This is a genomic window from Enterococcus sp. AZ141 (genome assembly GCF_051714385.1).
GTDB classification, from domain to species: Bacteria; Bacillota; Bacilli; order Lactobacillales; family Enterococcaceae; genus Enterococcus_D; species Enterococcus_D entomosocium.
Window position 1 is genome coordinate 1,260,923 of record NZ_JBIORT010000001.1, and the last position, 22,170, is coordinate 1,283,092.

16 protein-coding genes are annotated in these 22,170 nt (G+C 36.8%); 9 read left to right on the top strand and 7 right to left on the bottom strand.

Going from position 1 to position 22,170, the window contains the following annotated elements:
* Window positions 1-43 precede the first annotated feature (43 nt).
* The 5 genes from IGI89_RS05855 to IGI89_RS05875 all read left to right on the top strand — a co-directional run bounded on the left by IGI89_RS05855 (window position 44) and on the right by IGI89_RS05875 (window position 8,718).
* A complete protein-coding gene (locus IGI89_RS05855; RefSeq protein ID WP_016620263.1) occupies window positions 44-742 on the top strand; it encodes a B3/B4 domain-containing protein in 699 nt (232 codons plus the stop codon).
* A 256-nt stretch (window positions 743-998) separates the two neighbouring features.
* Window positions 999-3,560 (top strand): cation-translocating P-type ATPase, encoded by a 2,562-nt coding sequence (locus IGI89_RS05860; RefSeq protein WP_438735424.1) that lies wholly within the window; start codon window positions 999-1,001, stop codon window positions 3,558-3,560.
* Between the two features lie 309 nt (window positions 3,561-3,869).
* Window positions 3,870-4,331: a helix-turn-helix transcriptional regulator gene (locus IGI89_RS05865; RefSeq protein ID WP_438735425.1), complete on the top strand. Its 462-nt coding sequence runs from the start codon at window positions 3,870-3,872 to the stop codon at window positions 4,329-4,331.
* Window positions 4,332-4,474: 143 nt separating this feature from the next.
* Window positions 4,475-4,681, top strand: a complete 207-nt coding sequence (locus IGI89_RS05870) for a hypothetical protein (protein WP_016612556.1) — start codon at window positions 4,475-4,477, stop codon at window positions 4,679-4,681.
* A 1,475-nt stretch (window positions 4,682-6,156) separates the two neighbouring features.
* Window positions 6,157-8,718: a bacterial Ig-like domain-containing protein gene (locus tag IGI89_RS05875; RefSeq protein WP_438735426.1), complete on the top strand. Its 2,562-nt coding sequence runs from the start codon at window positions 6,157-6,159 to the stop codon at window positions 8,716-8,718.
* Window positions 8,719-9,067: 349 nt separating this feature from the next.
* On the opposite strand, the gene IGI89_RS05880 is transcribed toward IGI89_RS05875, so the two are convergent.
* The gene (locus IGI89_RS05880; protein ID WP_244732626.1) at window positions 9,068-10,552 is read right to left on the bottom strand and encodes a helix-turn-helix domain-containing protein; all 1,485 of its coding nucleotides are present in this window, start codon (window positions 10,550-10,552) and stop codon (window positions 9,068-9,070) included.
* A 233-nt stretch (window positions 10,553-10,785) separates the two neighbouring features.
* On the opposite strand from IGI89_RS05880, the gene IGI89_RS05885 reads away from it, so the two are divergent.
* Complete coding sequence (locus IGI89_RS05885; protein ID WP_438735427.1) at window positions 10,786-13,392, top strand: bacterial Ig-like domain-containing protein; 2,607 nt, start codon at window positions 10,786-10,788, stop codon at window positions 13,390-13,392.
* 276 nt (window positions 13,393-13,668) lie between these two features.
* Here the strand turns inward: IGI89_RS05885 and IGI89_RS05890 are convergent, their stop codons facing one another.
* The gene (locus IGI89_RS05890) at window positions 13,669-15,483 is read right to left on the bottom strand and encodes an alpha/beta fold hydrolase (protein ID WP_061053404.1); all 1,815 of its coding nucleotides are present in this window, start codon (window positions 15,481-15,483) and stop codon (window positions 13,669-13,671) included.
* Between the two features lie 55 nt (window positions 15,484-15,538).
* Window positions 15,539-16,123, bottom strand: a complete 585-nt coding sequence (locus IGI89_RS05895) for a TetR/AcrR family transcriptional regulator (RefSeq protein WP_016612543.1) — start codon at window positions 16,121-16,123, stop codon at window positions 15,539-15,541.
* Window positions 16,124-16,299: 176 nt separating this feature from the next.
* On the opposite strand from IGI89_RS05895, the gene IGI89_RS05900 reads away from it, so the two are divergent.
* Window positions 16,300-16,548 carry a hypothetical protein gene (locus tag IGI89_RS05900; protein ID WP_015510558.1) on the top strand — a complete coding sequence of 83 codons (249 nt, stop codon included), beginning with the start codon at window positions 16,300-16,302 and terminating at the stop codon, window positions 16,546-16,548.
* A gap of 328 nt (window positions 16,549-16,876) precedes the next feature.
* On the top strand, window positions 16,877-17,248 hold the full coding sequence (locus tag IGI89_RS05905; protein ID WP_016612540.1) for a hypothetical protein: 372 nt from the start codon (window positions 16,877-16,879) through the stop codon (window positions 17,246-17,248).
* A 759-nt stretch (window positions 17,249-18,007) separates the two neighbouring features.
* On the opposite strand, the gene IGI89_RS05910 is transcribed toward IGI89_RS05905, so the two are convergent.
* Both IGI89_RS05910 and IGI89_RS05915 read right to left on the bottom strand, forming a co-directional pair.
* On the bottom strand, window positions 18,008-18,874 hold the full coding sequence (locus IGI89_RS05910; RefSeq protein WP_438735428.1) for an aldo/keto reductase: 867 nt from the start codon (window positions 18,872-18,874) through the stop codon (window positions 18,008-18,010).
* Between the two features lie 75 nt (window positions 18,875-18,949).
* A complete protein-coding gene (locus IGI89_RS05915; protein ID WP_005233209.1) occupies window positions 18,950-19,369 on the bottom strand; it encodes a MerR family transcriptional regulator in 420 nt (139 codons plus the stop codon).
* A gap of 389 nt (window positions 19,370-19,758) precedes the next feature.
* Here IGI89_RS05915 and IGI89_RS05920 point away from each other — a divergent pair, with 389 nt between their 5' ends.
* Window positions 19,759-20,211 carry a GNAT family N-acetyltransferase gene (locus IGI89_RS05920; RefSeq protein ID WP_005230546.1) on the top strand — a complete coding sequence of 151 codons (453 nt, stop codon included), beginning with the start codon at window positions 19,759-19,761 and terminating at the stop codon, window positions 20,209-20,211.
* A gap of 130 nt (window positions 20,212-20,341) precedes the next feature.
* On the opposite strand, the gene IGI89_RS05925 is transcribed toward IGI89_RS05920, so the two are convergent.
* Together IGI89_RS05925 and IGI89_RS05930 are read right to left on the bottom strand one after the other, a co-directional pair.
* Window positions 20,342-20,500 (bottom strand): hypothetical protein, encoded by a 159-nt coding sequence (locus IGI89_RS05925; protein WP_008380281.1) that lies wholly within the window; start codon window positions 20,498-20,500, stop codon window positions 20,342-20,344.
* A gap of 62 nt (window positions 20,501-20,562) precedes the next feature.
* Window positions 20,563-22,170, bottom strand: a complete 1,608-nt coding sequence (locus IGI89_RS05930; protein WP_005233211.1) for an ATP-binding cassette domain-containing protein — start codon at window positions 22,168-22,170, stop codon at window positions 20,563-20,565.

Here is a 22,170-nt window from a genome sequence, read left to right on the forward strand (position 1 = left end):
TTCAAATAAACTAAACAGGAGTGTAGAGAAAGTGAAGAAAATAATGATCGATCAAGAATTTTGGGCACTATTTCCAGAAGCACAAATCAACTGCCTTGTTGTAAAAAATATAAACAATGTTGCCGATGCTGCACACGAAACGTTTTTTACTGACTTGCTAAAAAGTAGTAAAGAACAAGCGAAGCGCTACTTAACGACCGACACCTTCAGTGAAAACCAAGTGATCCAAGAATGGCGAAGTGCTTTTCAGCAATTTAAAACGAAAAAAGGGGTACGCTCTTCCATCGAAGCACTGTTGAAACGGGTGAATCAAGACAGAGAATTTTCTCCCATCAATCCTTTAGTAGATATTTATAATAGTATTTCCTTGAAATATGGTGTCCCTTTAGGCGGAGAAGACCTCGATACAATCGTTGCCGACCTTCATTTAGGCGTTGCAAAAGGTGGCGAATCTTTCTTTCCCTTAGGTGCAGATACTGATTCCCCAGCCTTGGAAAAGGAAGTCATTTACTATGATGAGAAAGGTGCAATCTGTCGATGCTTAAATTGGCGGGAAGCCCAACGTACGATGCTAACAGAAGAGACCACCAATGCTGTTTTATTCATTGAATCGATCAATGAAACGCAACGGGCTCGGGCGAATGAAGCAATCAAAGAGTTAAGTCAGTTGGTTCAAGAGTATTTTAAAGTAGCAGGTAATGATTATGTGCTAAGTAAAGAAAGTCCTGAAATCATTTTGTAAGGGCGAGCTTCTTGTCTATAGGATAAGGATGTACACGTACTTTTTCTCGATTTTGCATACCATTCTCTCATTTTGATTGATCGGTCATCGTGAAAATCTTGACCCAAATATTCGGATGTGCAATAATTAGGTGGAATTTAAATAATGACATTAGATTTGTTCGCCGGAATAAATCTTATTGAAGTCAGAAAAACTAACCTTAGGCTTTTATGGTTAGTTTGTCTGACTTCTTTTTTGTTTTAGGAGGTATAGGCAGATGTTAAAAGAACAATTGAAAGAAAAAGGAAAGAGCCCTAACCAGTCGGGACTTTCCAGTAAAGAAGCAGAAATGAAGCTAGAAAAATATGGGTTTAATTCCATAGAAAGCAAAGACGAGAAGCATTTTTATGACTATTTGAAAGAGTCGATGAAGGATATTACCATCTTGATTTTAATCGTTGCAACGCTCTTATCTAGTTACGTTGCATTTCAAAACCACCCTGATGATTTTACGGAACCAATAGTCATCTTTTCAATTGTCATTCTTAATCTATATTTGTCGATTCGACAGCAAAAACATGCGGAAAAATCAATAAGTGAATTAAATAAGATAAGTGTTCCCGTAAGTAAAGTATTCAGAGATGGGGCGTTAAAAGAGATTGAAAGTTTGAACATTGTTCCTGGTGATATTGTTCAGTTGGCATTAGGGGACCGTATTCCAGCAGATGCTAAACTTTTAACGAGTAGTAATTTCTTTGTTGATGAATCGTTTCTAACTGGTGAAAGTGAACCAAGTGAAAAAGATCCCACCTATATTTCTTCTAAAGAAGATTCTTTAGGGGACAGAAAAGACTTGGTTTTTTCTGGCTCATTAGTAGTCACAGGAAAAGCAAACGTTCGAGTTGAAAAGACAGGAATGAATACGGAAATTGGTAAAATATCGAGCTTATTAAGCAAGGAAGAAACAACCATAGCACCTCTACAAATAAAAATGCAAAAACTTGGGAAAGTTCTAGGACTAATCGCTATTCTCTCTGGCTTTCTAGCGATTGCTATAGGAATCAGCAAAGGATTGTCTTTAGAGACCAGTATCATGACCGCAATATCCATGGCTGTTGCTGCTATTCCAGAGGTTTTGCCAGTCGTAGTAACAATCTCTCTAGCTGTTGGGATGAGAAATATGGCACTGAAGAAAACCATCGTTAGGACTCCTTCAACAGTAGAAACCGTTGGAGGTGTTTCAATCATCTGCTCAGATAAAACTGGAACGATTACGGAAAATAAGATGATCGTGAAAGAAGTTATTATCATGAAGGATAGACTGACTTCCTGCTTAGAAATAACAGAAGAGAAGGATAAAAATCTCTTATTTCTCTTCTATCTTGCTAGTTCGATGGAAGAAAATACAACAGTAACTAGTAATCCAACAGAGTTGGCGATCAGAAAAAAACTGGCATCGCTCTTCACTAAAGAGGAACTAGGTAAAGTCGCTTCAACCTTTGAACAGATTCATGAAGTTCCTTTTGATTCAAAACGAAAAAGAATGACTGTCTTATATAAAGTAAACAACCAATATGTTTCTGTCACAAAAGGGGCTTTTGATCGCTTGGATCTCATTGATGCGAACAACCCCACCTACGTGAGCAAGCATGATGAGTTGGCCAATCAAGCATACCGTGTTTTGGGCGTTGCTTATAAAAGATACGATGAAAAACCTACACGTCTTACTGAAGAAATTCTTGAAAGTCAGTTAGAGTTTGCAGGATTTGTTGGGATTATCGACCCAGCTCGGCCCGAAAGCTATACGGCTGTTTCTATTGCAAAACAAGCAGGGATTCAAACCGTAATGATCACAGGGGACCACTTACTAACAGCAAAAAAAATCGCAGAAGATGTAGGAATTCTCACCGATGGGAAAAAAGCAATGACCGGCGCGGATTTACATGAAATGAGCGATGAAAAATTAGCCCATGTGATTGATGACTATCGAGTCTTTGCCCGTACTTCCCCAGAAGATAAAATTCGAATCGTAAAAGCATTTCAAAAAAATGATGAGATTGTCGCTATGACTGGCGATGGTGTCAATGATGCACCTGCATTAAAAGCAGCTGATGTAGGGATCGCAATGGGAGGTGGCACAGAAGTAGCAAAGGAAGCTTCTGATATGGTTTTAGTAGACGATAATTTTGCGACGATTGTTCAGGCGGTTGAAGAAGGACGACGGGTATACAGCAATATCAGAAAATCATTATACGCGATGCTTGGTTGCAATATTTCTGCACTGACGATCGTTTTAATTTCCTTGCTCGTTGGGTGGGGAGCACCTGTTACAGCGGTTCAATTGTTAATCATAAAAGTAGTTGCAGATGGAATCCCAGGAATGAGTCTTAGTATTGAACCAGTCGATAAAAAAGCAATGGAGGAAGCCCCTATCACTAAATACACGAGCATTTTTGCGCAAGGATTATTGGTAAAAATTGTAGAAATTTCAATTGTTTTTACAGGCGTCACATTAGGCGCGATTCTAATTGGACGTCTAGAATCGATAGAGGTTTCGCAGACAATGACATTTATTGTATTGGGATTATCAACTATTGTGCATATGTTTAATTGTAGAAGTAAAGAATCTATCCTGAAGCTGCGTTTTTTGAGCAATCCGTTGTTAGTAATGACAACCTTCATAGGTGCATTGATCATTATCTTGTTAGTAACGATTCCATTCACGCAAACCATTTTTGGCTTTGTCTCTCTTCGTGCAGTTGACTGGCTATGGGTAATCGGCTTATCCATTTTTCCTTTAGTGTATATTGAAGTGAAAAAATACTTTGGCTTGTTTTAATGTGAATGATAGGAAGAGAATCTTCTATTAACATATTTTCTTGAGAAATGAGGGAGGGCAAAAACTGGGAAGTTTTTGCGTCTCCTTTAATTATTTACAGATGCTTATGATTTCTGGTTTGATATTATTTAGAAGATATCAGAATGCACAACAACTATTGTTGTAAGGAAGGATTCGGTAGTATATTTCAGGTAAATCACCAGAAGTAGCTAAAAATCCCCTCTATTCTACTCTCTTTTTCAAGAATTCCTGTTAAATGGTAGGTTTTATGTCAAAATGAAAGGTAGAAATCGATGAGGAGTGGTCAATATGAAAGAAACGATATTAGCAATGAAGCTGAAAGAATATAGAGAAAAAAACAAGCTAACGCAAAGTATGCTAGCAGAATTATTAGAAGTAAGTGACAAGACAATCTCAAAATGGGAGTTAGGTGCTACCTACCCTAGCAAAAAAAATATGATCAAAATAGCCGAAGAATTGGATATCTCATTAGAAACATTACTTTTGGAAGAAACTAAGAAAGACAATGATGATTTAAAAGTAAGTATCAAGTATGGGGTGATTAGTTTTTGCTTGCTCTTTTTTGTCACGATGATTGTTACTTCGTTCAATCAAGACTTCAGCACGATTATGAATCTTTCTATTCAAGAAAAGTTAGGCGTACTTTTAACCACCGCTTTAAAATTATTGAGCATCTCTGTGCCGCCAGCGATCATCATTGGCTCCGCGTTTTATTTTTATATCTTCCCAAAAAATAAAAAGGAGAACTAACCATCTCCTCGATTTCGACGGAAATGGTAGATTAGGGTATAGGAATCAAGTCATGGACAGAAAAACGGCATTTTAGGTAAAAAAGAGTGCGCAGTCTGGCTAGTGTGAAAAGCGCGTAAGTTTTACAAGAAGGAGAGAGCAGGATGGGATTATTTGGTAAAAAGAAAGAAGTCAGAAATTTAACGAAGGAAGAAGAAGCAGACATCAAAGAAGAAATGGTACGACAAATGCTTTCAAAAAACGAAAATGATATTGGCATGGTCAAGAAAATCAAAGACCTGACAAATATGAATACAGGACAAGCGAAAGAGCTATTCCTGAAATTCAGGGATGAGTTAACCGAGAAATAAGCGGATAGGGAATCAGCCAACAACAGCCTTTCAAATGCGAGGCAGATTCGCTTCATTGACAGCTTATGCGGTTGAAAAGGATGTTGTAATCTGGTCAGTTAGTTTTATAAAACTCGGTTACGCCGTAGCACTTCTATTACAATCAAGATTTTTTTCTTCTACTGGAGGGCACAACGATGTCGAAAGATTTAAAAAAGGTTTACAGTATTACGGTTATTCAGGTAGTGATTTACGTGATTGCATTCGCCATGGCTTTTCTTAATCGCGGGATCTCACCGAACTGGCCCTTCTACTTGGTCCTAGTAGGAATATTAGTAGGATTTTTTATCCCCCAAAAATAGCGCTCCCAATTTTCTTCGACTGCTCCAGGAATTTTTTTTAAGAACCGTACGCGACGTACAGAAAATATAATCGAACTGACCGTCACTTGTTTCGTAATTTTTCTAGTTATTTATTTAAATATTGTCTAGAGGGGGTGTGACTATAGAGAATATGAAAAAGAAGTAACTGTTAGTGTTTGTAGATCTTTATTTACTTTTAGTTGATGTAGAAAAAAGTTGAATAGAGCATTATGTATTCGTTACGAAGTGCCATTTATATATCGGTAAATTGATTTGTTTTCAATAGATCGAAAACCTCTCATCCATTTGAGAGGTTTTTTTAGCGAGACAAAAAAACAATCACCGATCAGAAACTGAACAGCGGTTGTTCACGTTGCGTATTCTTACGAATGTTGTAACAACCCATTTACGTATCTTCCTTTAGCGTAAAGAAATAAATTAGATCACGGCAATCCGCACCGTGCTTTTTTTATTTTGAAACGCTTTTTATAGAAATGTACAACATTCTCTATTCTTTAACAACAACCGCTGTTCTCCGAGCTGTCACCACAATTAAGATAATATCGGAAGTTATAAATTGATTGTATCCGTTATTTTTAAAAACGAGAATTTGATGGAGTTTATAGATATTTTCTTTATCAAAAAAAATATACCAGGTTTGACTCCGTCCCTTAGGTGTGAGTAAATCGATATCAATATAGTGTCGGATAACCACACAGTCAAGAACCTATGAAAAAAGTAGATAATATACCTGGTTCTAAAACACCATTCTCGTATACTGTTATACCAAAATGTCAGTTCTCTAGTGAGAAGCATCCAAAGTCTGCCGTTCTAATATTTTAATTCCATGAAAAAAATAGAAATTCCTATACACACAAAAAAAGGATAATAGAAAAAGTACGATTATTGTTTTTGATTAAATAATTATATGGATGAGAGGTTTAAGATGAAGAAATAATCGATAGTAAGGACCTTTGAATTTTAGGTTACGCACTTTTAAGATACACATTATAAACCATAGCATTTAGCAAATAATTTTATGTAATAACTTTAGTTAGGTGGTTTTTTTAATAAATTAAAATGCGTAATTTAATGCCAAGATGCCGTTTGTTAAATCGAAACGAGGAGAAAAAAATGAAAAATAAACATATGCACCTTTTTTTAGTTGGATTATTGTTTGGGTCAATTGTAATGAATCCAGTACAAGCATTGACAGATACGCTTGGAATAGCACCCGCTCAAGAACAAGAAGCTGGCAATCTTTTATCGGAATCTTTGAACAGCTTTGAAAAAAGTGAAAATCAGGAACCGTCGCCTGATAACAAAGATGTATTTTCTGAAAGTGAAGCAAAGGAAAACCTTTTGGAGAATGAAACGTCAAGCAGTCAAGAAGATGATGCTGCTAGTAATGAGGAGCAAGCGGATAATAGTAAAGAACTATCCGATAGCCAGTCATCTGAATCCGATACGAGCGAAAGTATGACAGATAATGCTGATCAGAATCAAATACATAAAAAAGACTCGAAGATGCTTATGACTCCAACGGAAGCTTCAGAGACGTTCACTTATGATTTAACAGTCGAATATGATCCTTTAAAATATATTTCATTGGATGTAGATTTACCAATCCCTGAAGAGTATAAGCAGGATGAGCTATATTTTCGTCTTACATTGGGTGGCGATTATGGTAATTTTTACGAGTATAAATCAAATGAAAAATTTCTTGTCCTAGGATCATCACATAATAATCCAGTAATAGGTGTAAATCCATTGCATATATCATGGGATAGTTTCCTCCAGGGATGGGGGCTTGAGGGTTTTAACTTTCTCGGTTTTACTGTAGTTATTCCTTATAAGGATGCTAACGGGAATGACCTATTTACAGGTACGTACAATATCCGTTTTACAAACAGTCACTTAACCATTAAGTATGTAGATGAATCAGGTAATGAAATCTACCCTTCACGTCGAATTGATGATAGTACAAATCAGCCCTATGACGTTTCAACTAGTGACTATATTCCAGAAATTCCTGGATATGAGCTAGATACAAGTAAGTTACCTGTCGATGCTATTGGAAAATTTAAACGTGGTGAGTTTACCGTTACCTATGTTTATCAGAAGGCGCAAATTGATTATACCGATATTTTGATTAAAGATAGTACTATTTATACACAGGACACATGGTCACCAGTTGATAACTTTATCGAAGCTTCATCAAAAGAAGGAAAACAGCTAACCTATGAGGAATTTTTGGCAAATGGCGGGATTGTTTCTGGTACAGTAGACACACAGACAGCGGGTACTTATACGGTTAGTTATACTCTCAATAATCTAACCAAGGATGCAACAATAGTTGTCAAGCCTCGGCTGACCGCTATAAATGTCTCTGATTCAATAATCTATGTGGGTGATCCATGGCAAGCAGAAGATAATTTCGATAGTGCATTAGACAAAGATGGCCACGATGTTGATTTTTCAGCCCTAACGGTCGATGCTAGTAAAGCAGATACGAGTAAAGCAGGAACCTTTGCAGTTACCTATACGTATGATGGTGTAACGAGTACAGCGATTGTCACAGTTAAAGAAAAAATGACAGCCGTTAATGTCCATGATTCTACGATTTATGTTGGGGATAGCTGGGAAGCAGAAGATAACTTCGATAGTGCGTTAGACAAAGATGGTAATTCAGTAGATTTCCAGGATCTTGCAGTTGATGCGAGTAAAGCAGATACAAGTAAAGCAGGCAGCTTTGAAGTTACCTATACGTATGATGGTGTAACGAGTACAGCGATCATTACGGTCAAAGAAAAAATGACAGCCGTCAATGTCCATGATTCCACGATTTATGTGGGGGATAATTGGGAAGCGAAAGATAATTTTGATAGTGCGTTAGACAAAGATGGTAATTCAGTAGATTTCCAAAATCTGATTGTCGATGCTAGTCAAGCAGATACAAGTAAAGCAGGTAGCTTTAAAGTCACTTATACGTATGACGGTGTGACGATTACAGCGGTTGTTACAGTCAAAGAAAAACAAACTGCGGTGAATGTCCACGATTCTACGATTTATGTGGGAGATTCATGGCAAGCAGAAGATAACTTTGACAGTGCGTTAGACAAAGATGGTAATTCAGTAGATTTCCAAGATCTTGCGGTTGATGCTAGTCAAGCAGATACGAGTAAAGCAGGCAGCTTTAAAGTCACGTATACGTACGACGGTATAACCAGTACAGCGATCATTACGGTCAAAGAAAAAATGACAGCCGTCAATGTCCATGATTCCACGATTTATGTAGGAGATAACTGGCAAGCAGAAAATAATTTTGATAGTGCGTTAGATAAAGAAGGTAACGATGTCGCATTTTCAGCCCTGACAGTAGATACTAGTCAAGTTGATCCGAGCAAAGCAGGTAGTTACAAAGTAACGTATAGTTATGATGGAATTACAGTAACGGCCACCATCACAGTAAAAGAGAAACCTAGCCAAGAAGAACCTGCAGATGATTCAGAGCATACATCACAAGAACAAGAGAAAGAGAATCAGAAAAAGATAAACTCTGGTAGCAAGAAACATGAAGCACTTCCGAAAACAAACGAAAGCAAATCAGTGGTTGAATTAGCAGCAGGGTTCATAATTGTGTTATTGGTAGGTGGAATTTTCTTTTGGAAAAAAAGAAAAGCGAATAAATCGTAATGATTAAATAAAGTACTTGGGATTCATTCCCAAGTACTTTATTTGTGTATGATAAATTTTTATCAGAACCAAAGGTATAAATGAAGCCTGATAGTCGCAAGTTATTATTTGTCAAAAATGATTGGCACAAGACTCTCAGAATTTAGTATCAATTTTTAAAGAGAGTATTTAAAAAATCGTACCAAGAAAACGAGCAGTGTATGAGCATGAACTAAGCCGTTCTATTATAGATGTATCACTTCAATAGATAATTCATATGCTTTCTTGAAAAAGGAATTTCTTCCTAACAATGAATGAATAGATCGTATGTTGAGTATTTGTACCCGAGAAAAATGCACATCTATAACCTTTACAAACTGAATTTTTCCTTTTGGATGTGCTGTTTTTCCAAATAAACACGTTGAATCAGAAAAAGTAACTCAGCCCATCGTCCGTCATTTTCTATCGAGTTCAAATAAAACACTTTTTTCTTAGGATCGGATCGTACTAATGTATCAGTAACGACAATATCGGCTATCTCGTAATTATCGGTAATATTGATGTGTTCTTTATTAAAGAAGTTCATAAGACTATTTTCAATATAAAAACTGGCGGAATAGTCTTTTACTAGTTGTAAGTATATTGTAACTTCTGTCTTTATATTAGCGGTGTGGAGCGTATAGAACAGACTTGATAAATATTTGGTGTGATTTTCATCTTTGGTGTAGATAGAAACAGTTTTTTTTATGACATTCATATAGTCATTTTGAACATTTGATCGAAAAAATAAAGGTGGAATAAATAGTTGAGCGAAGCAGTCAATCGTATCTCCTATCAAAAAATAAAAAGCGTTGAATAAGGTTAAATAGTAGAGAACAAGATGCCTGTTCTGATCAGAGAGTTTATCGTTTATTAGAACAGAACTAGCTGCCAAAACGTCGCGAGAGAAAGTGCAATAAGAATGATCTGATTCGAAAAAAGTTTTTCCTAGTTTTATCTTTTCTTCTATAGGGATAATGTCTGAAATGAAAAGATGGGAAAGAAAATTAAAATAGAGAATCTCGTTATTTTTCGTACTATCACCAAGGGATCCGAAGCTGTTTTTTTGAAAGATTACTGCTGCATCAAAACTTTCAAAAATAATTGTAAACAAAGTTCGAGTCAATAGGGATTCTGGTTGAACCAATCGATGATTACTATGGATTCTTGTTTGCAAAATAGCATACAAAATATAAAGTGATCTATTTTTTGTAAAAGAACGCTTGTAAGATTCTTCTAGGATTTCTTCGGGAACTGATGCGCGAATACTGTGAAGGGAGATATCTTGAAATGGCCACTCTAAATCATGAAAAGAATCTTGCAAGTATAGATAAGAGAACAAGCGAATATTCATTTCATCTCCAACTAAAGTATAGTAGCCCTCCCTAACTGTAATGCGGAAATCAAAACCTGAGAAAAACTCATTTAATTTTTGGGTTAGTATGTTCAGATAGCTGGGGGAAATAAAGAGTTCATTTAATATATGATCTTTATTCAGTGCGCTTCGAGTAAGCAACAAAACGGTATAATTAAAAGCTGCATTGTTTTTTAATAGGTGCAATTTCAGAGAGTAGGCGGAAGAGACTGAATGTTCTTTGAATTCAGAGTTGATTTGCACCACACCAGAGTTTTTTATGAGAATAAAACTGCTGATGCTATGAAATTCCTCAAAATGCTTGTTGATGATGGTTAAGGTATCACGTACTTTTCGAGGAGTGAGCTGCAGGCTTTCGGCAATTTCTTTTGTGGTTGTTTGTTCTTTGTTTATGATAAAAAATAAAACAGATATTTCCCTTCTTAAGTAATCAGGTATCACATAATCCTCCCCTTTTCTCCAACACAATTTCCGTACATTGGTATACCAGAATTGTAGATAGCGAGCGCTTTTTCTGTGTGCTATCATACCACCATGATTTAAAAAACGCAAAATAATCTAACGTTTTTTTATTGCTAATAAATTTATTAATTACAAATAAATGCTGTGCGAAAATAATTTTCATTAATAAATTGAATATGTGATAAATGTAAGAAAGAAAGGCAGCGCTAAAAATGAAAAAAAGATTAGTAATACTTTTTAGTATGTTTATATTAACAATCCCTTCTGTGATAAATTCCAGCCAAGTCGTAGCTGATGTTATTGAAAATCGGCTAACACAAAATGAAGAAAATCTTACTCCAAATGAAACAAGCATTGATGATAGTGGAGAAAAAACTTGTGAAAGCAATACAATGAGTAAAGAGACCGTTGTTAACACTAATACTTTAAAAAGTGGATCGCAGACCGATGGGGCTGATTTTGTCAGTGAAACCGTTGCAACTAAGGAGAGCGTTGAACACACTGAACCAACGGAAAGTAAGACAGTTTCGAGTGACCAAAAATTAAGTAGTAAGGAGGGGGGCAATGACAAGGAGAAGCAAGCAAATAGTTCCGCTGTTGGCGACATAGCTACGGGAACAAATGGAACGAGTGCTTGGGTAATTGATGAAAATGGGATTTTACATATTTACTCAGGGAAGCTTCCTGAATTTCCAGCGGGAGGTGATAAGCCATCGTGGTTTGATTACGGACAGTCAATTAAAAAAGTTGTGTTGGAGGGAGAGGTGATTGCAGGCACTCACCTTGACTATTTTTTTGCGTACCTTACAAATGTAACTCAAATTGATAATTTAAATTTCTTGAATACGAATGCCACAACAACTATGATAGGTACTTTTCAACATCTGCCTGCACTTAAACAAATAGACGTATCCGGTCTTAATACGGCTAGTTTAGTTTCAATGGATTCTATGTTTTTTGGTTCAAGTGCACTTACGACTTTAGATATTTCAAGTTGGGATATGTCTAATATTGATACGTGGAAGTATGACACTAGCGCATTTCCTCCTAACTTGAATTATATAACTTTAGGTAAAAAAACAGTACTTGGCGGCTATTATTTAAATGCGCCACCGAATGACGGAGTTTACGGTGGTGTTTGGATAAATGTTGAAACTAAAGCTAGGTATGATAGAGAAAAACTAACTAAAACCTATGATGGTGATACGATGGCTGGCGACTATATGTGGGCGAAAGTTCCTAAATTAAATGTAAGGAACATTACCTTATATACAGGGGAAAGCTGGAACCCACAAGATGGTTTTATTTCTGCCTCAGACGATTTGGGAGATGAACTATATTCTCTGACTAATGATATTAAGATCCTTGGTGATCAAGTAGACTTAAGTTACCCAGGCGTTTATGAAGTAGAATATCGGTACTATTATAATAGTGCCAATACTACTAATTCTGTCAGCGGTATCTCTAAAGTGACAGTAAAAGATAATAAAACGACAGTCAATGTTCATGATTCCACGATCTATGCAGGAGATAGCTGGCAAGCTGAGGACAACTTTGATAGTGCATTAGACAAAGAGGGCAATCCGATATATTTCCAAGACCTTGTGGTTGATGAGAGTAACGCCGATACGAGTAAAGCAGGAACCTTTGAAGTCAAGTACACGTATGATGGTGTAACCAGTATAGCAACCGTGACAGTCAAAGAAAAACAAACGACAGTCAATGTTCATGATTCCACGATTTATGTGGGGGATAACTGGCAAGCAGAAGATAATTTCGATAGTGCGTTGGATAAAGATGGCAACGATGTTGATTTTTCAGCTTTAACTGTCGATGCTAGTAAAGCCGACACGAGTAAGGCAGGTAGCTTCGAAGTTGCCTATACGTACGACGGTATAACCAGTACAGCGGTTATTACGGTCAAAGAAAAAATGACAGCCGTCAATGTCCATGACTCAACAATCTACGTAGGGGATAACTGGCAAGCAGAGGATAACTTCGATAGTGCGTTGGATAAAGATGGTAATCCGATAGATTTCCAAGAACTGACGGTCGATGCTAGTAAAGCCGATACAAGTAAAGCAGGAACTTTCGAAGTTACCTACACGTATGATGGTGTAACCAGTAAAGCGATTGTTACAGTCAAAGAAAAACATACCTCGGTGAACGTCCATGATTCAACGATCTACGTGGGGGATAGCTGGCAAGCAGAAGATAATTTCGATAGTGCGTTAGACAAAGATGGCAACAATGTTGATTTTTCAGCTCTAACGGTCGATGCTAGTAAAGCAGATATGGGTAAAGAAGGAACCTTCGAAGTTACCTATACGTATGATGGTGTAACGAGTACAGCGATCATTACGGTTAAAGAGAAAATGACAGCCATCAATGTCCATGACTCTACGATTTATGTGGGAGATAAATGGACGGCAAAAGAAAATTTTGACAATGCATTAGACAAAGCAGGAAAGAAAGTCGTGTACGAAGACTTGACAGTAGACGCCAGTCAAGTTGATCCGAGCAAAGCCGGTAGCTATGAAGTATCGTATAGTTATGATGGAATTACGGTAACGGCTACAGTCACAGTAAAAGAAAAACCTAGCCAAGAAAAACCTGAAGATGATTCAACGCATACGACACCAGAACAAAAGAAAGAGAATCGGAAAAAAACAACTTCTGATAGTAAGAAACAGGTAACACTTCCTAAAACAAATGAAAACAAATCAGTAGTTGAATTAGTAGCAGGTGTCATAATTGTGCTTCTAACAGGTGTAATTTTCTTTTGGAAAAAAGAAAAGCGAATAAAGCGTAATGGCTAAAAAATAAAGTATTCGGAAATTATTTCCGGGTACTTTATTTTATTTGAAAAAGATTTCAGCCAAGCTTCTCTTTCTTGATAGTTGAGAGATAGAAACCTTCACAGAGGCCATGTAAATTTATTTCATAGAGGAACATATCTTCTTATATGGAGGATGTTAGGAAGGTACTGACACTATTCTCATCAAAGAGAGGGTCACCTTTCAATTACTAATTATATTAAGTAGGAATTTTCGTAAGTAGATTAGCGTTCTTGAGAAAATTATATCTCCCTAAAATCAACCTTTGATCAACTCTACCAGCACATCAGCTGTTTCCTGTGGGTGGCTGATTGGAAAATGATGACCCAATGGCAGATCGACTATTTTATTCGTTTCTCTTGGCGGTAAATAGCTTTTATCCTCGGTTCCCCATATGATCGGAATTGAAGGATCTATTCTTTGGTGAAGGGTCATTTCTTTTATCAACCGATTTAGTTGAAGTGTTGTATTGACTATCCGTGAAGAACGAACACTCTTTTTCACTCTTTTTAAGTACTCGGTAGAAGAGACTGCTTCGTCTATCAGCAGTCCTTTTTTTGTAAAAAAGGCGAGTAATTGTCGTTCAGAGGCATGTCTTAAAGCTAGTTTACTGAGCCATGATGCAGGGACCGAATCAATTTTGTGGACAGGTGGTTGTAAAAGAATCAGTTGGTCGTTCTCTGAAAAGAAGCGCTGTTCAGAGGCTGTTAGTAACAAGGCAGCCCCAAAAGAATGGCCGATAAAGACAGAGCCATCAGGCAGGATATTCTTTAGTGAGCGTACCAACTCAAGATATGGTGTCAACAGCTGTTGCTTTTTAATAAACGGAGATCTTCCGAATCCTGGTAAGTCTGCAATGATAATTTTTCTGCCTGTTTGTTTATTCAATGCTAGTCCCAGTTGAAAGAGATCGGTGCCATCGCTAAATAAGCCATGCAAAAGCACGAGAGGAGTAGCAGAGCCCTCCAATTGATAGACCGTCGCTTCGTTGACAGCTATTCGTGTGTAGGGTGTTAGGCTTTCTTCCCCATAGGTCAAGCGAAAATCAATATCAGCTACTGCTAGCGGGATGTTTGATGCTGCTATTTTTTTTATCAGTTCCGGTTCAAAATCGCGTTTTGTCAGCCGGTTGTCAAACGTTCTATTGGTCAAAAAGTTTAAACTGCTTTCAGGAATACCCGTTAGTTTGCTTCCGCCAGCTGCCATAACGAACTTGAGTAAACCAAAAGGAACAGTCAGCCGTGGTTTGTTTCGATTAAGACTTTCAGAAATCAGCCCCATCAGTTGAACGATCTCTTTGTCGACGTGTTTATCGGCAACAAGGGGATACGTCATTTCGTCTTTTGTCTCATTGAATATGGTTTTGACAATAAATTGAGCGAGTACATTTTTATTGATTAACGGCAGTCGATAGTCGGTTCCTCCGGGGATAACAGGTAAGGCTCCACTTCGGATTATTTTTATAAATAAGCCAAAGCCTTCGAGTTGTTCGGTGCTGCCTGTTTGCTCATCACCGATGACGGTTGGCGGATTGATTACTGCTAAAGGAATATGGTGCTTTTTCGCTTCTTGTCGAATATAAATATCAGATAAAAACTTCATCTGCTCATAGGGCGGGGTTCCAAGTAACGCTGGATGCACCTCTTTGAACACATCCGTCGTTTCCCAGACAGAAGCATCATCCGTGAATGGGCTCATGTACCCAGCTACGTGGATGATCTTTTTCAATTTGTTTCTCTTGTTGATTTCTGTTGCAAGGGTCATGAGGTTTTTGCTGCCTTCTAAAATGGAGTTCTTCGCGGCTGCTTCTGATAAGTTGATATCCATCGGACCGCCGCAGTGAAGAATCATGTTGCAGTGCATTGCTCGTTCGTGGTCGATCGCATTTAGGCCTAAGTTTTCTTTTGTTAAATCGCCTGTTACCAACGCTATTTTTTCAGGGGCTAATGCTTGCAAAGGTCTTGCTTTCGCTGGATTTCTGACAAGTAATGTTAAGAAAACATCTTCCCTTGCGAGTTGTTTGACGATTTCTTTGCCAATAAACCCAGTTGCCCCGATAATTAAAATATTCATTATTTTCTCCTTTTTTAGAACTATTTAGTCCTAATTTTATATAAAAAAATTACTCTTAAACGAGTAATTTAAATAAATTTTTGGCTGTAGTAGTGAGATACTGACTCTCTTTTTTTACTTCTGCTAAAAAAAGTGCCCCTTCAAGGTTGTTCACAAAAATCTCCGCCGTTTCTTTGACGTTGATGTCTTCACGAAATGCTTTAGTATTTATTCCTTCTTGAATCAATCCCTCGCAGATGCGCGTTAAATAATCAAAAAAATGATTGATTTTTTCTTGGACCTGCCGATCATTTTTCGGCGCTTGCATAATGAAAGTAATAAAGGGACAGCTGCCTTGATAGTCCCGCTCTTCAATTTCTTCAGCCAAACTTTCTAGAAAGGTCAACATTTTTTCTTCCAAAGTTAGATTGGTCTGTTTCAAAATGTCTGCTAGTTTTTCTTGGTATATAGTGATCCAAAAATCAATCACTGCTAGTAATAATTCCTCCTTACTTGAGAAATGGTAATAGACATTTGATTTTGACACACCGCTTTGCTGCACGACCTCATCCATACTGGTATACGTGTAGCCGACTTTGAGAAAAAGGCTGGCGGCTGTTTCGATCACTCGGTTTTTATTTGAACGTTTATAATTTTCCATAATAGAACTATATAGTACTAATTGAGTCTTGTCAATTTTTTATTCACTGATTGATTCATTTTCTTTTTATTGTTGTAAAATTAATGTTAAAAAATAATTTAAGGTTCTTTTTTTAATGATTGGTATGTATAATAAGAACATACAGTAAGAAAGTGTATGCTGAAAAGAGGACTCTTATGAAAAAATTTGCAATTGGCTGTTTTGGGATCAGCCTTTTTATGACGATCGTTGGCCTTTTTTTACAGACGATTTTGATCCCTATTCAAGATTTTGACACAATCAGCAAAGAAGAACTTAAGAATATCCAACTTGATCTTGCTATTAATTATCCATTAGGAACTGGTATGCTCTATGTCGGGCTTCCTTTGTTAGTATGCTCGAGTGGTTATTTGGTTTTTTGTTATTTTAGAGATAGGAAGAACTGAAGCTTATCTTGAAAAAAATGCTTAAGAGGAACGCAATATAATATGATGTATGTTTGTATTTAAATGAAAAGGTAAATATTGTTTGTTTGGATCTGTAATGTTTGAGGAAATTTTTAAGGAGTGTACTGGATTACAGTCAAAAGATTTTATATATGAAGCAAAACATGGACCGATGATCCTACAACGTGCTGTTGATTCGACTTGGTTTTGAAAATATAGAGTTTTTTGAATAGATGCAATAGCACAAATGCATGAAATCATGGTATTGAGATTATTTTGAAGGAATTGAAAATAATGAATTTTTTTAGGGAAGCAGGTCTGAATAGCTATGAACAATCACGAAAAGAATAGAAAACAACATTCAATTAGCAATCTATCTAGTAATTCCTTTAACGTAATGAATACAAAATCTGATCCTTCACAAACAGGATCACCAATACCTTTTCAAAATGGCGACTTTTCATCAGTTGATCGAAACGTTCATTCTTCAAAAACAGTCACTGAACTGCTTTGTTTCTATTTAGCAGGTAGTATTATTGCGGCAATTGGGTGTTATTTGTATATTAAGCTGCCCTTATTTGCTAATTTACTGGAGAATACGATTTTATCTTTTGCTATTACTTTTGGGATTATCATCCTAAGCTTTGTTTTGTCTCATTTTATAACGAAAGTACTTACTGCTCATATCAGAAATAAATGACCAATATGAAATGAATTGTGAGGATAAATAGATGTATTCAAATTACCAGAAGCTGCCGCACTATTTAAAAAAGTGGTATGCATTATTTTATATTTTACCATTGATTCTTCTTTTATTTGTTAATGGCTGGACAGAGTGGTTAACGTTTCCTATAACAGTAGGAATCCTATTTATTCTTTATGGAATAAGTTGTTTTTTTGCTACCAAGGCGTCTTATGGTAAAAAAGAATGGTTTGTTTTAGATGGTATCACTTTTGGGATTGTGTTGATCGGTCTTTTTATCATTTTCAGTTAATAGATAGAAAGGATGGGTTTTTTATGCAGGAACAATTGGGGGAATCTCTTGATTACATGTTGTCTATCCTTGTGCTGTGTTGGAAGCTGTTATGTTCATTTAAAGATTACTATTTCTTGACGATAGCCATAAGCGTAAAATAAATCTATGGTACCGTAGAAATGTGCGTAGAACTTCTAAAGTTTGATTGGCTGAAGCTAATTTGAGAGGCCAGATAAACGTTTTAGGCTTGTTGTTTTGCACAGTTCTTATCTACGAATGTCTGTCTTTCGTCATTTTGTAGGTCATCATTTAGGTCCCACTATTAATATGAAAGACAGTTACTTGATCAGTGCAGATTCACTAGCCCGAGTTCCAAAAACAGTTTCATTTTTACAAAGAAAAGTGACGACCTACCATTCAGTAAGAAACAATACAAGTCCGCCTCCTTTTGCAAGGGGAACGGACTTGTATTGTTTTCCCTATTAGTTTTCAGTATCTAACATCCGATTCATAAACCATTCCACTTGTTGGGGGGCATCGTGGTCAAAGAATGCGGACTCTTTTTTATCTAAAGCGGCTATTTTTTCAATGTCTTCCTGGGAAAGCTCAAAGTCAAAAATAGCAATGTTTTCAGCCATCCGTTCTGGACGAACTGTTTTTGCTAAAGCGACAATCCCTCTTTGCATCAACCAGCGAAGAACAACTTGACCAACCGTTTTGCCATATTGCTTGCCAATTTCTGCTAATGTCGGATTGGTAAATAGGTCATGGCGTCCTTCTGCAAAGGGAGCCCAAGCTTCAACTTGGACGTCATATTTTTCATGCCATTCCTGATCTTCCGCTCGTTGATTCCAAGGGTTCACTTCGATTTGATTGATTTGAGGTTTCGCCTCATTCAAGCCGACAAACTCGATCATCTTAGCTGATTTGAAATTTGAAACGCCAATTGCACGTAATTTTCCTGTTTTTTGAGCAGCAACCATTGAGCGCCAAGCACCATAAATATCTCCATATGGTTGGTGAATAAGGTAGAGATCAAGATAAGTTAATCCCATTGTTTCAAGCGAATGTTCAATCGTTTCTTTCGCTTTATCTTCGGAAGCTTGGAGAATAAATAATTTAGAGGTAACAAAAAGTTCTTCTCGAGTGACTAGACCTTCAGTGATGGCGCGCTTGATTCCCTCGCCTGTTTCTGTTTCATTTCCATAAATAGAAGCAGTGTCGATCAGTCGATACCCAGCTTTGATTGCTTGGTAAACAGCTTCTGCTGTTTCTTCCAAAGGAATTTGATAAACGCCAAATCCTAGTTGCGGCATGGTGACACCATTATTGAGTGTGATTGTTTGCATAATGTTTCCTCCTCTAATTTTCATTGCATGTTCTATCCTAAACCTTGGAGTTAAGTCCATAGCAAGTGAAAGATGTTACTTTTTTCGTTCCCATAATTTTTCCACTTTATCAGGGGTCATATTTCCTGCTTTAAATTTTGCGATATGCTCATCATACGTTTCTATCTTATAAATAAGTAGGTCTCTTACTTCCTGCATTGCTGCTAACTTTTTCTCTAATTCTTCGAGTTGATCGGCTAAAATCTGTTTCTGAGCTGTTTCGACGTTTTGACTTTCACGTACTTGTGCCAATTGAGCAAATTCAATTAGCGATTCGATCGACAATCCTGCATTTCGTAAATGTTTTGCTAAATAGATCCAGTTTAGATCATTTGTTGTGTACACCCGATAGCCACTCTCATTGCGTTGGACAGGTGGAATCACACCGACTCGTTCATAATAGCGCAATGTGTCTACGCTCAAATCAAACATTTCCGCTGCTTTTTTTATATTCATCGTTGGTTCTCCTTATCTTTTCTATAAGTAATCATAAACCCTGAAGTGGACTCTAGGGCAAGTGGTTTAAAATCGTTTATTGAAAAGAATATATTTTGTTCGTTATGGCGACTATTCGGGAAGAAAAAGCTACAAGCATTTTTATTTCAACAGAATGATTTGAGAAATCATCAGTATTGAAAGCTCCTTTCTTAGTGTGTTTCAAAGCAAGTCATACTCTCTTAGAATTGATTGTTTCGTTATCTATTTGAGCGAGGCAGTTTTTATCCATAGATTTTAAATAAATCCATCTCATGTTATGATGATGTTGAAAATTCTTAACTTGGATCAATGAAACAGCGATTCTTGTTATGAAAAACGAAAATAAGCTGATGAGAGTGTGACTATCCATGAATATAAAAGAAGTAAGTAGTATGAATCAAAAGTTAGAGCAACAATTAATTGAAGTATGGGAGAGTTCTGTTAAGGCGACGCACACCTTTTTGTCAGAGACCGAAATCCAAGCCATTAAGCAATACATTCCAGAGGCATTGCATCATGTGCCACATTTGATTATCGTAGAAAGTGAAAATGGAGAGCCAGCTGGCTTCATGGGGATCTCGGATCGAAATCTTGAAATGCTTTTTATAGCAAATGAACAAAGAGGCAAGGGACTAGGAAGAAAACTCTTGGCATACGGGATGGAAAACTATTCTGTAAATGAACTGGGAGTAAATGAACAGAATCCTCAGGCGAAAGGATTTTATGAGCATATGGGATTTGAGGTATACAAAAGAAGCGAGTTAGACGAACAAGGAAACCCTTATCCAATTCTTTATATGAAGAAAGTTGATAACAAGTAGCTGTTAAAAATTATTTGCGTTTGCGGGAAATATGTAAGAAGGAGTCGAGACATATATAGCTAGTCACGACCCCTTCTTTGATTGCTATTATCCTTATTAATAAGTAAAGTAAGGATCAAATGATTTTCTCTTAACTAGCTTTCTCTTCTTTTTTTATCTCTTCTTTTTTCTGATTTGAAAATGGTGTATCAGTCTCTTCAGGTAAGATGATTGGTGGATGATGGGAATGCTGATTACTTCCACACATGGTGATGATTTGTTCTTTTGAAGCTTCAGAGATTACTTTCATTGTATACCTCTCCTTTCTTTTATATTTCCAGATGACATAAGGTAGGCCTATATCATCTAAATTCATGATTTATTTAACTGAATTAGCTCATCAAATGAACCTAGAAATTCCTGATTTGTTGAGTGAGTAACGACAATGATTATTTTATCTGTAAGTGAGCAGATTAAGTCACTGATAATCATCTCGTTTATACTGTCTAGACCAGATGTTGGTTCGTCAAAAAGAATAACATCGGAATCTTTAAAGATTGCCCGAGCAATCTCAAGCCGTCTAAGCTCGCCGCCAGAAAGAAAGTTTATCCATGTATTATCTTGCGTATCGGTTAAATCATTGTTATCAAAGCGATCATCTAATCCACTTCGTTTTAAAACATCAACGATTTTTTCAAGTTCGTATTCACTAAAAATAGAAACGTTGTAAGCAATACTCGTCTGGAAGATAGCAGTTTTTTGTTGGACAAGTGCAACTTTCTCATAAAGGGAGTCTCTAGATAGCTGATTCATCTCTTGCTGGTCAACCAATACTTGATGATCGTCGATAGGGTAAATTCCCGCTAAAATATTCAATAGTGTCGACTTCCCGCTACCGCTTGCGCCAGTGATAGCATATTTTTTTCCACGCTCAAATGTTTGAGTAAAACCATTAAAAATCAAACGATTTCCATGATGGAAATGCAGATTTTCAATCGATAAAGTATTTATTGGTTCTGCAAGTTCAAGTGAGCGATTGGGCTCATCATCATCGGTACCATCAATGAAAGCTATAAGATCGTCCGCGACCTTCTTGCTCGCTAAAATATCTGTAACTGAAGTACTGAAATACTCTAACGGACCGGCAATCGTACTCATTAGTGTAGTCATCGCAATAAGATCGGGAATGGTGATTATTTTGGCAGCAACAAAGAAACCACCAACGATCCATGTCCCTGAATAGGCAAGATCCCCAAGTCCAAAAGAAATTGCATAAGTCAGTCCTTGTAAGGTTTCAAAAGTGATACTTTCCTTTTTTAATCGTTCACTACTGTTAGTAAAAATTTTCGTATATGTTGGAAAACCTTTGCCGACACGTAAGGTCAGGTATCCTGAGAGAAGTTGGTCAAATAAACTAAGTGTACGATCTTGCTCCAGAACAACGGACTTGCGACGATCACTAAGGATTCGCTTAGCGAAATAAGGGGCTAGCAAAGGACTAAAAGCTAAGAGCAGCATAATCAATGAAAAAGAAGTGTTTAATTTTAGTGTGAATAAAAGAGAGAATAGAAAGGTAAAAATGCTTAAAATCAGTCCAAATCCGGGCTTTAAAAATTCTAATTCAACGACTTTCATTTCATTTGCCAACTTTGAGAGATACTCGTTTTTCTCATTTTTAAGAAATAGTACCGGATTCATTCGAACGATTTTCTGCGAGAGACTCTCTCTCAGTTGATTCATTATTGATTGAACTAAGACGGATTTACTTCTTCTTGGAATAAAATCGCTCATCGTGTTCAATAAGATGTAAAAGAAGGCGAATATACCAATAAATAAAAGTCTTTTTACATCTCCTGACATAGCAACCTCGGTGATTTGTCTATACACCAAAGCAACCCCAACTTGAATGAGCGCTGCCATTGCGCATAAAATCACATGCAAAAAGAAAAGTGGTTGGTTTCTTTTTAATATTTTTTTCAT